This is a genomic window from Stenotrophomonas sp. 2201_Sma (genome assembly GCF_056486685.1).
This window is the reverse complement of record NZ_CM151329.1, coordinates 1,987,718-2,000,619: the sequence shown is the minus strand read 5'-3', so window position 1 is coordinate 2,000,619 and position 12,902 is coordinate 1,987,718. Positions and strand designations below refer to the sequence as shown.

Genomic DNA, 12,902 nt, shown 5'->3' with positions numbered 1-12,902 from the left:
TCGCCGGCCCGATGCCGGCAGCACCGATCAATCGTGTACGTGGTACCGCGCCGCATGCCAGACGGCGGCGCCCAGCACGCCCAGTTGGCCGTGTTCGACCCGCCATACCGGCACCTGCCGCAGCACGTCGGCCAGCACGCCCTTGTTGAGGAAGCGCTCGCGGAAGCGGCCATCGGCGAGGAAATCCTGCACGTGGGTGGAAATGCCGCCCGCCAGGTACACCGAGCGGGCCCCCACGGCGATGGCGGCATCGCCGGCCAGGCTGCCCAGCCAGGCGCAGAACACCTGCAGCGTCTCCACTGCAAGTGCGTCTTCGCCGCTGCGTGCGGCGCCGATCAGCGCTTCGGTGCTGGACCACACCGGAGTGACGCCACGCAGCTCGCACAGGCACGGATACAGATTCATCAGACCGCTGCCGGACAGCACACGCTCGTTGTCCACATGTGGCCACCGCTGCAGCAGCCTGCCCAGCACCTCCAGCTCCAGCGCGTTGCCGGCCCCCAGGGCAGCGTGGCCGATCTCGCTGGGCAGCACCGGACGCCCGCCATCGGCGAAGCGCAGCGCCGCGCCCAGGCCGGTACCGGCCCCCAGCACCAGCGCCGGGAACGCCATCGCCGGGTCGGCATCGCCGTTCAATGGAACCAGGGTGTCGGCCTGCAGGTAGGGAATGGCCAGTGCCACCGCCTCGAAATCATTGATGAGCTGCAGATCGTCCAGACCGGACTGTGCGCGGGTGGCGGACAACGACACCGTCCACGGCAGATTGGCATTGATCAGCACATCGCCATCGAGCAGGCCGGCGATGGCGACCACCGCCGACCGCACCGGCAGTGCGAGGCTCCGGGTGAAGTCGGCCAGAATCGCCGCCAGGCTGGAATGATCGGCACACGCGTAGGTGCGATGACTGCCCAGCCGTGGCGCCTGCCCCGGCAGGGTTTCAGCCAGCGCCAGGCGGGCAAAGGTACCGCCGACATCGGCGACGACCAGGCTTCGCGGAAGACCGCCGCGGGGGGAGTCGGTGGAAACCGGGGGCACTGCTGCGATGGTCACTCTGGCCTGCTTGAATCGATTGAATCGCACCGATTCTCAGGCATCAGGGTCGCTTTGCCTAGCACGGCGCCGCGCCGGCAGCCCACCCTGCCATGGCCTTGTCCGCAGCGTCCGGGTGGCGGCAGCCGGGACGCTGCGCGCAGCGGCGCCTGCGGATCAGGGCTCTGCGGTCTGCAGACTATAACGGGTGGTGGCGGTGAATACCGCACCATCCGGCTGGGTCGAACGCACGTCGATCCTGTGGTCGCCCACGGCCAGGTGGGTGGGCAGCGCGCCGCGCCACAGATGCGGCGAAGCGGTGGCCTCTGGCGAGCGATCGTAACCGCGCAGCACGCTGGACAGGTCGTCCGCCGCATTCTCCACCAGCAGCCGCGGGTCGGGCTGGCGGACCTGCTTCATCGGCTGCCATGCCCCACCGTCCACGCGGTACTCGACCACGCTCGCGTCCTCACCCATGTACACGTTGGCGTACACGCCCCACGCCGGATACGCGCCCCGGCGCAGCACCTTCGGCGCATGCAGGCCGATCTGTTCGCTGGCTGGCGCGCCGGCCACGCGATACTGCAGGCGATAGCTGCCGTTGCCAGCCACATCCAGCAACGCGTAGCCCTTTGGCGTGCCGTCGCTCATGGTGCTGTCCGGCACGCCGGCAGCATCCTTCACACCGGACCAGAACGCACCGCAGTTGGCACCGACGTTGTACTCGTGCAGGGGCTTTTCGCCGTGCCAGCCCTCGGCCTTGCCATGGTAGACATGCTGCTGGGTGTGGCTGTGGCCGCTCAGGACCAGCACGTTGCGGAAGTCCTTCAGCAGGTCGAACAGGCGCTGCCGGTCGGCGTGCCGGAAGCTCTCGCGACCCGGCGCTGCATCGAACAGCGGAATGTGCATGCCCAGCACCAGCAGGCGGTCGCGATGCAGACCCCTGAGGTAGGCGGCAAGGAACGCGAACTGATCCTCGCGCAGGCCACCGACATAGCTCGGCCTCGCCTTCGGGTCGTACACCACATCGTCAAGGAACACGAAGCTGGCACCGCCCTCCTCCACGGCGTACGTGTCCGGGCCGTAGACGTTGCGCCAGCTGTCCAGCGAATGCTCGTCGACGGCGGCATCGAAATCGAGATCGTGGTTGCCCGGCACATGGAACCACGGCACGCCCAGCTGCGTGGTGACCTTGTTGATGGCCGGATACAGCGTCAGGTCATCATTGACGATATCGCCGAGCGTCGTGCCAAGCCGCGCCCGGGTCTGGCCGACCAGCGGCGCCACGATGGACTGCTGGTAGTAGCCGATGTCCTTGAGACTGGCCGTCTGTGAATCAGTGAACACCAGCATCTGGAAACCACGCCGGTTGTCATGACGATCCGTCTGCAGCGCGAAGTCCCAGTTGCGGGTGGCGTCGCCGGTTGCGGCGATGCCACCGTACTTCAGTGCAGGCGAGCCGTTGGGCTGGAAATGACGCCAGAATGACGGCAGCCCGTCGCTCGCCTTCGGGAACGCGTATGCATCCGGCTTGATCACGAACACCGTCTGGCCCTCGCGCACGGGCAGGCTGTAGCTGCCATCGGCCGCGGTCTTCACGATGCGCTCGCCGTTGGACACCTGCACCCCGGCCAGGCCCGGGTCGGTTGCACCACGGCCGGGCCTGCCGTCGCGTTCCAGGTAGACCTTGCCGCTGACAACCGTATCCGCAGCCCAGGCCGGCGAGGTCAGCAACAGGCAGCACAGCCACGCAGCGGGCGATTTCATGGGCAATCCGGCAAAGAAGAGGACTGCCTATTGTAGAGCGGAGCCATGGCTGTCTGCCGCGCGGATGCAGCCGGGCCGGCGCCGGCGCCGAAAGCGCGTGCGGACCGCAGGCCACATGCAGCCATCAACGATGGCGCGTTTCCAGCACCCGGCGCGCGTCGTCAAGCGACAGGCCGCGTGCGCGCAGCAGCACCAGCAGGTGGTACAGCAGGTCCGAAGCCTCGCCCAGCAGCGCCGCGTCATCCTGTGCGACCGCGGCCAGAGCGGTTTCCACGCCCTCCTCGCCCACCTTCTGCGCGATACGGCGGATGCCGTCCTCGAACAGGCGGGTGGTGTAACTGCCGGGTGGACGCTGTGCTTCACGCGTGGCCACCAGTTGCCCCAGCCCGCCCAGGAAATCCTTCGGCGCCTGGTCGAAGCAGCTCTCCGCACCGGTGTGGCAGGTCGGTCCTGCCGGGCGGGCCAGCACCAGCAGCGTATCGGCATCGCAGTCCACGCTGATGGACTGCACCGCCAGCACGTTGCCGGACTGCTCGCCCTTGGTCCACAGGCGCTGCCTGCTGCGGCTGTAGAAGGTCATGTGCCCGACGGCAAGCGTCGCGGCCAGCGACTCCGCGCTGACGTAACCCAGCATCAGCACCTGCAGGGTATCGGCGTCCTGCACCACCGCGGGCAGCAGGCCGTCCCCCTTGCTCCAGTCCAGCCCCTGCAGGGCCTCCAGCGACGGTCGCACCTCAATAGACATCCCGTACCTCGATCTGCTGTTCGCGCAGGTAGCGCTTCAGGTCTGCAATGGCGATGGCGCCGCTGTGGAACACGCTGGCGGCCAGCGCACCATCCACGTCGGCGCGGTCGAAGGCCTCGGCGAAATGCTCCATCGTGCCCGCACCGCCCGACGCGATCAGCGGCACCTGGCACAACGCACGCGCCTGCTGCAGCTGGGCCACATCGTAGCCGCGGCGCACCCCATCGCTGTCCATGCAGTTCAGCACGATCTCGCCTGCGCCGCGGCGCTGTGCCTCGACGATCCAATCCAGCGTCCGTATGGGTACCGCCCGGGTCTTGTCCGGGTCGCCGCTGAAGCGGCGCACCCGCCATTCGCCATCGGCCTCGCGCACCGAGTCGACGCCGACCACCACGCACTGCACGCCGAACTCGGCAGCCAGCTCGTCGATCAGTGCGGGACGGCCCAGTGCCGGCGAATTGATCGAGATCTTGTCGGCACCGGCAAACAGCACCCGACGTGCGGTTTCCACGCTGTCGATGCCACCGGCTACGCAGAACGGGATATCGATCAGCCGTGCGATGCGCTCGACCCAGGCCACATCGACCGAACGCGCCTCGGGGCTGGCGCCGATGTCGTAGAACACCAGCTCATCGGCCCCCTGATCGCGGTAACGCTGCGCCAGCTCGGCGATATCCCCCATGTCCACGTGCTCACGGAAGCGCACCCCCTTGACCACCCGTCCTTCGCGCACGTCCAGGCAGGGAATGATGCGGCGACTCAGCATGCCAGCGCCTCCGCCAGGTCCATGCGCTGTTCCAGCAGCGCCTTGCCAAGGATGGCACCGCCACAGCCGGCAGCACGCGCATCGGCCACGTCGGCCACATCGCGGATGCCACCGGAGGCCTGCACCTGCACGCCCGGCAGCAGCGACACCAGGTGCTGGTACAGGCCGATGTTCGGCCCGGCCAGCATGCCGTCGCGGGCGATATCGGTACACAACAGGTGGCACATGCCCGCCCGTGCATACCGCAGCGCGAGGTCATCCAGGGTCACGCCCGCGTTCTCGGTCCAGCCATGCACCGGCAGCTGCCACTGGCCCTGAGGGTCCTGGCGTGCATCCAGCGCGATGGTGATGTGATCGGCACCGAACTCCTGCAGCCAGCCGACCACTTCATCGGGTCTGCGCACTGCCAGCGACCCTACCACCACCCGGCTCGCGCCCGCATCGAGAATGCGCGCCACATCATCACGCCCACGCACACCGCCGCCGGTCTGCACCTGCAACGTCGTCTGCGTGCGAACCGCTGCCAGCAGCGGGGCCAGCGTGTAGCCACCGGCACGCGCTGCGTCCAGATCGACCAGGTGCATCCAACGCGCGCCCTGCGCGGCGAATGCCTGCGCGCGCGGCAGGGGATCGTCGCCGTAGTGCGTTTCCTGCGCGTAATCCCCCTGCCGCAGCCGCACCACACGGCCTTCGCGGATATCCAGTGCGGGGTAGACGGTGAAACTCATGCAGCGGTGCCCTCGAGGAAGTTGCGCAACATCAGCGATCCGGTATCGCCGGAGCGTTCGGGATGGAACTGCGCACCGAAGTAGCGCCCCTGCTCCACCACGGCAGTGAACAGGCCGCCGTGATCGCAGGCGGCCACCGTGTGGCTGTTCAATGGCGCCGCATAGCTGTGCACGAAGTAGGCGCTTGCGCGATCAGGCACATCGCGCAGCAGCAGCGAGGACCGCAGTGGCAGCAGGCGGTTCCAGCCCATGTGCGGCACGCGGATGCCGCACGCCGGTACCAGCTTGCGCACCACCCCGGGAATCAGGCCGAGCGCTTCCACACCGGCTTCTTCCGAGCGCTCGAACAGCAGCTGCATGCCCAGGCAGATGCCCATCAACGGCACCTCGATCCGTCGCAACGGCTCCACCAGTCCCTGCGCGTGCAGGCGCTGCATGCCCGGCCCTGCCGCACCGACGCCGGGCAGGATCACCCGCCGTGCGCCCGCCAGCCCCTCTGCGTCGCGCACCAGCCGGACACTGGCCCCCAACCGTTCCAGCGCATAGCGTACGGAACCCAGATTGGCGCCGCCGGCATCGATCAGCGCGACTTCGCTCACAGGGCCCCCTTGGTCGAGGGCAGCGCCGTGCCCTGGCGCGCCAGTGCCGGGCGCAGCGCGCGGGCCAGCGCCTTGAAACAGGCCTCCACCTTGTGGTGGTCATTGTCACCGCGCACCTGCAGATTGAGGTTCAATCCACTTGCATCGCACAGCGAGCGGAAGAAATGCGGCACCAGTTCGGTCGGCATGTCGCCAACGCGCTCACGCTTGAACTCGCCCTCGAAGACGAAATAGGGCCGGCCACTGAAGTCCAGCGCTGCGCTGGCCAGGGTCTCGTCCATCGGCAGGGTGAACCCGTATCGGCCGATGCCGCGCTTGTCACCCAAGGCTTCGCGCAGCGCCTGGCCCAGCGCCAGCCCTGTGTCCTCGATGGTGTGATGCTCGTCGATGTGCAGGTCGCCCTCGGCGCGGATGTCCAGCGCAAAACCACCGTGCTTGCCGATCTGTTCCAGCATGTGATCGAAGAACGGCAACCCGGTGCGGATATTGGCGTCACCGGCGCGATCCAGATCCAGCTCGACGCGGATCTTCGTTTCCTTCGTGTTGCGCTGGACCACGGCCGTGCGCGGCGCATCGGCCAGCGCGTGGGCGATGCCCGGCCAGTCCCAGTCACCGCCGAACTGCGCCGTGCGCAGCTGGAAGCCACGGATGTTGAGGTTGTCGGCGAACTGCAGGTCGGTGATGCGGTCGCCGACCATCGCCGAGCGTGCCCAGTCGATGCTGCGGTCCTGCAGGTAGGCCGTCATCAGGCCGATGCCGGGCTTGCGGGTCGGGGCATTGTCCTGCGGCCAGCTGCAGTCGATCAGCACGTCACGAAACACGATGCCCTGGCTTTCGAAGATCTGCAGCATCAGATCATTCGGTCCGTCGAAGCTGGCGCGCGGATAGCCCTCGCTGCCGAGGCCATCCTGGTTGGTGACGATGACGAACTGGTAGCCGGCATCACACAGCTTCAGCAGTGCCGGAATCACCTGCGGCACGAAGCGCAGCTTCTCGTAGGCGTCGATCTGGAAGTCGGAAGGTTCCTCGATGAGGGTACCGTCGCGGTCGATGAACAGGATCGGGGTCATGCAACGGCCCTCCGGGCCGACAGGGCCGCAAGCACGCGGTCATTCTCTTCGGGGCTGCCGATGCTGATCCGCAGCGCATCGTCCAGCTGCGGGGCTGCACGCTGGTCGCGCACCACCACGCCGGCCGCCAGCAACGCATCGAACGCGCCCTGGGCATCGGCAAAGCGCACCAGCAGGTAGTTGCCTGCGGACGCATGGACCTGACGTACGCCAGGCAGGCCCTGCAGCGCAGTACGCAGGCGCTCGCGTTCGGTGATCACGGTGGCCACGCGCTCGCGTGTGCGTGCCAGCGCTCCCGGCTGCAGCGCCTGCACCGCCAGTTCCGCGCACGGCGTCGGCACCGGATACGGTGCCTGGCAGCGACGCAGCACCGCGATCAGTTCCGCTGCGGCGATCAACGTTCCGATCCGTGCGGCCGCCAGCGCATGGGCCTTTGAAAGCGTACGCAGCACTGCCACATTGGCGTGCGTGGCAAGCAGGGAGGTCGCCGAAGGACGCTGCGCGTACTCGACATAGGCTTCATCGACCACGACAAGCGCCCGACCGCGCAAGGCTTCGGCCACACGCTCGATGTCGGCCAGGGCGATATCGCTGCCGGCCGGATTGGAGGGCGCGCACAGAAACACCAGCTTCGCATTGCGTGCTCTGGCCGATTCGATCACCGCATCCAGGTCGGCGTGCAGGCCGTCGGCGGCATCGACCAGGGGCACTTCGATCAGAGGCGCGCCCTGCAGCCGTGCACAGACTGCATACATACCGAACACCGGCGGCGTGACCAGCACACCATCGCGCCCCGGCACGCACAGCGCACGCACCAGCAAGTCGATGGCTTCATCGCTGCCACGCCCAACCAGCACCTGTTGCGGCTGCACGCCGTACAGCGAAGCCAGTCCATCGCGCAACGCCTGTGGCTGGGGCTCTGGATAGCGCCGGCTGCGACCCTCGGCGTCCGCGGGGTTGGCCCAGGCCGATTCGTTGGCGTTCAGCCAGACATCGCCCTGCACTGCCGCACTGCGCGCCGAGCTGTAACCTGCAAAGGCCTGCAGGTCGGTGCGCACCAGCGCCAGTACCTCGTCGATCCCGGCATTCATGCAGCCACCTCCATGCGCAGGGCAACGGCGCGCTCGTGCGCGTCCAGCCCTTCGGCGCTGGCAAGGGTGCGCGCGCAGCCGCCGATCGCCGCCAACCCGGCGGCGCTGGCACTCTGCACGCTGATGAAGTTCTGGAAGCTGGCCACGCTGACACCACTGTACGCACGTGCGGCGCCTGCGGTGGGCAGCACATGGTTGGTACCACTGCAGTAGTCGCCCAATGCCTCGGGGGTGTAATCACCCAGGAACACCGAGCCTGCGGCCTGCACCCGATCAAGCCAGCCGCGTGGTTCGCGCAGGGCCAGGATCAGGTGCTCAGGGGCGTAGCGGTTGCTGATCGCGAAGGCATCGGCCAGCGTGTCGACCAGGATCAGGCGCGACGCCGAAAGCGCCTGGCGGGCGATATCCTGCCGCGGCAGCAGCGCGACCTGGCGTTCCACTTCGGCCTCGACCGCGGCCAGCATCGCGGCATCATCGGTCAGCAGCAGCACCTGCGAATCGGGGCCGTGTTCGGCCTGCGACAGCAGATCGGCAGCCACAAACGCCGGATTGGCACCGGCATCGGCAATCACCAGAACTTCCGACGGCCCTGCAGGCATGTCGATCGCCGCTGCACCGTTCTGCGCGACCTGCTGCTTGGCTTCGGTGACGAAGCTGTTGCCGGGCCCGAACAGTTTGTCGCAGGCCGGAACGCTGGCGGTGCCATAGGCCATCGCAGCGATCGCCTGCGCGCCGCCCAGCTTGAAAACGCGTTGCACGCCGGTCAGCCGGGCAGCCACCAGCACCGCCGGATCGGCGCTGCCGTCGGCGCGCGGTGGTGTGCACAGCACCACCTGCGGGCACCCGGCCAGCTGCGCCGGCACGCCCAGCATCAACGCCGTGGACGGCAACGGTGCGCTGCCGGCCGGCACATACAGGCCGACCCGGCCGATCGGCCGCAGCATGCGTTCACAGACCACGCCCGGCGCGGTCTCCACCGCATAGCCCTGGCCCATGCCTGCGCTGTGGAAGCGCGCGATGCGCCCGGCCGCTTCCACCATGGCCTGGCGCAGATCGCCTGGCACCGCCGCTTCGGCAGTCGCGAATTCGGCGTCAGACACTTCGAAAGACGGCAGTTGCACACCGTCAAAGCGTGCGGTGATCACACGCAGCGCCTCGTCGCCCTGCGCGCGCACCTGCGCGATCAGGGTCGCGACCGCATCGCGCGTCTGCTGGGCCACGGCCTGCACCGGGCGGGTCAGTGCCGCGCTGCGCGCAGCCTCATCAAGTTGCGACCAGATCAGACGATTCATGCCAGCGACCGCTCCACGCTCAACACCATCAGGCCCTGCGCGCCCGCACGCTCAAGCTCTTCCATGCGCTGCCAGCTCAGTGGTCCGGGGCACATGGTCTGCAGCCGCAGCGTGCCGCCGTCAGCCGGCAGGCGCTCCAGCGGCTCGGCATCGGCCAGCAGCTGGGCCAGGGCATCAACACGGTCTTCGCTGGCGCGGAACATCAGCAGCTTGCGGTCCTGCTTCTGTACCACGCCATCGAGACGGCGCAGCAGCATGGCGCGCAGGCCCGCTCGAGCGTCATCGGGCACGCGCACCGCACCGGCCAGCACCGCCTCGCTGTCCAGCAGGTTGTGCACCGGCACAAGCTGGTTGGCACGCAGGGTGGCACCACTCGACACCAGATCGCAGATCAGGTCGGCCGTGCCCAGCCGTGGGGCGATCTCAACCGAACCGGACAGCTCCACCACCTGCGCGTCCACGCCCTGCTCAACCAGCCATGCCTTGAGGATGGCGGGATAGCTGGTGGCGATCCGCATGCCGGCCAGCTGTGCCGGCCCCTGCCATTGCCAGTCCTCCGGCACCGCCAGCATCAGCCGGCACTGGCCGAAACCCAGCCCCCGCAGGGCCTGATAGGCATCCGGCAGGCCGATCTGGCGACGCGCGGCGGCCTGCTCGTCCAGTTCGTTACGACCGACGATGCCCAGGTCGCAGACACCGTCGGCAATCAGGCCAGGAATGTCGTCGTCGCGCACCAGCAGCAGGTCCACCGGCAACGATTCTCCGTAGCAGAACAGCTTGTCACGGCTTTCGCGCCAGCTCAGGCCGCAGGCACTGAGCAGGTTGCGGGCGGGCTCGGCAAGCCGCCCGCTCTTCTGGATGGCGATACGCAGCCGGTCTCGTGCCGGGGCTGCCTGGGTTGCACTCATGGGAAGGTCTCGAAGTTCGGTACGGGGCGCGGATCAGCGCGAGGCCAGACGGTCGATGGCAGCGGCATAGCCTCGATGGCCATGCTCGAGCGAGCGCGCCACCCGCCCGGTGGTGGTCACGCTGACCCCGGTGCGTTCGTGGATCTCGCGGTACGGCACCCCCTGCTGCAGGAGCGGCACCACTTTCCAGCGGTCGGCCATGGCCTCCAGCTCGGCCGGAGTACACAGGTCACGCAGGAAAGCCATGACCTGCTCCGGCTCACGCAGGGCCGCGAACGCCTGGGCCAGGGCTTCCAGATCGGCCTGGGGGTCTTTGGCGGCGATGTCGGGGCGGGCTTTCACGGGGCGGTTCTCTTGCATCAATGTAATAGCGCGCTAGTACATTAGCGCATTCTTGCGCAGTGCGTCAAACCACCCCATCGCCTCCACCCGAGCATTCAGGTTCCGGAAACGAAAAACGCCCGCCAGAGGCGGGCGTCATCCAGGTCAGCGCCGCCCCACCGGGAGAGCGGCGGCACGGCAATGTCAGTTCACACCATCACCTTCGACTGTTCCAGTTCCACCTGCAGGGTGCTGGCCAGCTCCTCGCGGGATACCTCGAACTGCTGCTCGCGGAGCAGATCCTTCACCGCCACCACCCCGCGCGCCAGTTCGTCCTCGCCGGCGAGCGCCACGAAGCGGATGCCCGCCTTGGCCGCGTACTGGAACTGCTTGCCGATCTTCTTCGGCTCCATCTGCACTTCGGTGTTGATGCCACCGGCCCGCAGGCGGCGGGCGATATCCAGTGACTGCGCCATGCCCTGCTCGTCCATCAGCGCCACCAGCGCCTGCACGCTGCTGGCCTCGATTCCGTCGATCAGGCCCGCCTCACGCAGCTGCCAGAACAGGCGCGACAGGCCGATCGAAATGCCGACGCCGGGCAGCTTCGACTTGCTGTAGTGGCTGGCCAGGTCTTCATAGCGGCCGCCGGAGCAGATCGAACCGATCTGCGGGTGGTCGGTCAGCGTGGTCTCATAGACGGTGCCGGTGTAGTAATCCAGGCCACGGGCGATGGAGAAGTTGAGGCAGTAGGCACTCTCCGGCACACCCAGCGCCTGCACCAGCTGCAGCACTTCGCGCAGCTCTGCCACGCCGGCACGCAGCGTTTCCGAGGACCCCGCAGCGTCCTCCAGCGCCGAAAGCTGGGCCAGCGCATCGGCATGCCCCTGCGAACGCACGGCCACGAATGCCAGGATCTTCTCGACCTGTCCGGCCGGAATGCCGAACCCGTCGCCCACCAGCGTCTCGCGCACGTAGTCGGCGCCCCGCTTGTCCAGCTTGTCCACTTCACGCAGCACCGCCAGCTGGCGCTCGCCCTCGGCCACGCCCAGGCTTTCGAAGAAGCCACGCATCAGCTTGCGGTTGTTCAACTGGATGCTGAAGTCTCCGATGCGCAGCTCCGAGAACACCGCGTGGATCACCGCCAGCACTTCGGCGTCGTACCGCACGCTCAGGCTGTCCTTGCCGATCACGTCGATGTCGCACTGGTAGAACTCGCGGAAACGACCGCGCTGGGCACGCTCACCACGGTACACCCGCTGCATCTGGTAGCGCCGGAACGGGAACGTCAGTTCGTGCTCATGCTCAGCCACATAGCGCGCCAGCGGCACGGTCAGGTCGAAGCGCAAGGCCATTTCCGGAAGCGAGCGGTCACCCGACTCGGCGGCATTGGCCAGCGCACCGGTGGACTGCACGAAGTACACCTGGCGCTCGGTCTCGCCACCGGACTTGGTCAGCAGCACATCGGACAGCTCGAACACCGGCGTCTCCACCGGCAGGAACCCGAAGCGCTCGTAGTTGCGGCGGATGACGTCCAGCATGCGCTGGAACGCAATCTGCTCGCGCGGCAGCAGCTCAAGGGTGCCGGGCGGGGTACGGGGCTTGATCACGGGAGCAACTCCTGCTGGAACGGGACGTGGGAGGGGGCGACATTCTAGCGCCCTGGAGCGCGCGGCCGCCTGACGCAGGGTCGAACAGCCGCTTGAAGTATCATAAGGCCCTCCCCGCCCGCGATACGCCCACGCACCATGTCCCGGCCTTCCGGCGCCCCGTCCGCCAACAACGACACCGCCGGGCAGTCCTGCTCCACGTTGGACTGCCTGCACTGCTCGGTCCGCCACCTGGCGGTGTGTTCGGCGCTGTCTCCTGACGAAGTGCAGGCACTTGAACAGGTGACCGTCTCGCAGGCGGTGACGATGGGCAGCACCCTCGCCCGCACCGGCGAAGAGCGCCAGCATGTCTATACATTGACCGCCGGCGCACTGCGCCTGGTGCGGACGCTGGCCGACGGCCGCCGCCAGATCAATGGCTTCGTGCTGCCGGGCGACTACCTGGGCCTGAGCGGCAGCGACCATCACCGCTACGACATCGAGGCGATCGCCGACAGCCGGGTCTGCCGCGTCGCGCTGCCGCAGATGAAGGCGCTGCGCGGGCGTTATCCGCACCTGGAGCGCAAGCTGCTGCAACGCGCCTGCCAGGAGCTGGACGCTGCGCAGGATGCGGCCCTCGCCCTGGCGCGGCTGCAGCCCGCGGAAAAGCTGGCTGACTTCCTGCTGCGCCTGGCCGCGCGCGAGGCGCGGCTGGGCGGCGACGGCCTGCGCGTCTCGCTGCCGATGGGGCGCGGCGACATCGCCGACCACCTCGGCCTGACCATGGAGACGGTCAGCCGCACTTTCACCAAGCTGCGTCAGCAGGCGCTGATCGCGCTGCCGCACCTGAACGTCGTGGAGATCCTCGACGAGGACGGGCTGCGCCAGCTGGCGGGCGACGTCCAGGGTTGAGCGTCGCGCCACGACCTGCGCCCGGTGGTACCGGGCGCCCCACCCTGCCCCTTGCTTCAGACGACACCGCGCCATGCCCGGCACCTGT

General features: G+C 68.1%; 13 protein-coding genes. 1 reads left to right on the top strand and 12 read right to left on the bottom strand.

The genetic code is table 11. The features are described from left to right. Nucleotides 1-27: 27 nt before the first annotated feature. The 12 genes from ACZLIF_RS09445 to hisS form a co-directional block, all read right to left on the bottom strand. Entirely contained in the window at nucleotides 28-1,050 is a 1,023-nt protein-coding gene (locus ACZLIF_RS09445; RefSeq protein ID WP_128988665.1) for a glucokinase, read from the bottom strand. A 156-nt stretch (nucleotides 1,051-1,206) separates the two neighbouring features. Beyond that, nucleotides 1,207-2,796 carry a calcineurin-like phosphoesterase C-terminal domain-containing protein gene (locus tag ACZLIF_RS09440; RefSeq protein ID WP_128988663.1) on the bottom strand — a complete coding sequence of 530 codons (1,590 nt, stop codon included), beginning with the start codon at nucleotides 2,794-2,796 and terminating at the stop codon, nucleotides 1,207-1,209. Nucleotides 2,797-2,920: 124 nt separating this feature from the next. Then, complete coding sequence (hisIE, locus tag ACZLIF_RS09435) at nucleotides 2,921-3,541, bottom strand: bifunctional phosphoribosyl-AMP cyclohydrolase/phosphoribosyl-ATP diphosphatase HisIE (protein ID WP_053516720.1); 621 nt, start codon at nucleotides 3,539-3,541, stop codon at nucleotides 2,921-2,923. After that, complete coding sequence (gene hisF, locus ACZLIF_RS09430; RefSeq protein WP_128988661.1) at nucleotides 3,531-4,307, bottom strand: imidazole glycerol phosphate synthase subunit HisF; 777 nt, start codon at nucleotides 4,305-4,307, stop codon at nucleotides 3,531-3,533. The genes hisIE and hisF overlap by 11 nt, the downstream gene beginning before the upstream one ends. Then, nucleotides 4,301-5,035 carry a 1-(5-phosphoribosyl)-5-[(5-phosphoribosylamino)methylideneamino]imidazole-4-carboxamide isomerase gene (gene hisA / locus ACZLIF_RS09425; protein ID WP_128988659.1) on the bottom strand — a complete coding sequence of 245 codons (735 nt, stop codon included), beginning with the start codon at nucleotides 5,033-5,035 and terminating at the stop codon, nucleotides 4,301-4,303. Before hisA ends, hisF begins: the two co-directional genes overlap by 7 nt. Beyond that, nucleotides 5,032-5,634 carry an imidazole glycerol phosphate synthase subunit HisH gene (gene hisH / locus ACZLIF_RS09420; RefSeq protein ID WP_053516724.1) on the bottom strand — a complete coding sequence of 201 codons (603 nt, stop codon included), beginning with the start codon at nucleotides 5,632-5,634 and terminating at the stop codon, nucleotides 5,032-5,034. The genes hisA and hisH overlap by 4 nt, the downstream gene beginning before the upstream one ends. Then, on the bottom strand, nucleotides 5,631-6,704 hold the full coding sequence (gene hisB, locus ACZLIF_RS09415) for a bifunctional histidinol-phosphatase/imidazoleglycerol-phosphate dehydratase HisB (RefSeq protein WP_128988657.1): 1,074 nt from the start codon (nucleotides 6,702-6,704) through the stop codon (nucleotides 5,631-5,633). The genes hisH and hisB overlap by 4 nt, the downstream gene beginning before the upstream one ends. Next, nucleotides 6,701-7,795, bottom strand: coding sequence for a histidinol-phosphate transaminase (gene hisC / locus ACZLIF_RS09410; protein ID WP_128988655.1), 1,095 nt, complete (start codon nucleotides 7,793-7,795; stop codon nucleotides 6,701-6,703). Before hisC ends, hisB begins: the two co-directional genes overlap by 4 nt. Next, nucleotides 7,792-9,087 (bottom strand): histidinol dehydrogenase, encoded by a 1,296-nt coding sequence (gene hisD, locus ACZLIF_RS09405; protein ID WP_065175580.1) that lies wholly within the window; start codon nucleotides 9,085-9,087, stop codon nucleotides 7,792-7,794. Before hisD ends, hisC begins: the two co-directional genes overlap by 4 nt. After that, complete coding sequence (hisG, locus tag ACZLIF_RS09400; RefSeq protein ID WP_128988652.1) at nucleotides 9,084-9,995, bottom strand: ATP phosphoribosyltransferase; 912 nt, start codon at nucleotides 9,993-9,995, stop codon at nucleotides 9,084-9,086. The genes hisD and hisG overlap by 4 nt, the downstream gene beginning before the upstream one ends. A 33-nt stretch (nucleotides 9,996-10,028) precedes the next feature. After that, nucleotides 10,029-10,337 carry a YerC/YecD family TrpR-related protein gene (locus ACZLIF_RS09395; RefSeq protein WP_074901503.1) on the bottom strand — a complete coding sequence of 103 codons (309 nt, stop codon included), beginning with the start codon at nucleotides 10,335-10,337 and terminating at the stop codon, nucleotides 10,029-10,031. Nucleotides 10,338-10,525: 188 nt separating this feature from the next. Further along, nucleotides 10,526-11,923, bottom strand: a complete 1,398-nt coding sequence (gene hisS, locus ACZLIF_RS09390; protein ID WP_053516730.1) for a histidine--tRNA ligase — start codon at nucleotides 11,921-11,923, stop codon at nucleotides 10,526-10,528. Nucleotides 11,924-12,061: 138 nt separating this feature from the next. Between hisS and ACZLIF_RS09385 the strand changes: the two genes are divergently transcribed. Further along, nucleotides 12,062-12,814, top strand: coding sequence for a Crp/Fnr family transcriptional regulator (locus tag ACZLIF_RS09385; protein ID WP_053516731.1), 753 nt, complete (start codon nucleotides 12,062-12,064; stop codon nucleotides 12,812-12,814). The last annotated feature ends 88 nt before the right edge of the window (nucleotides 12,815-12,902 follow it).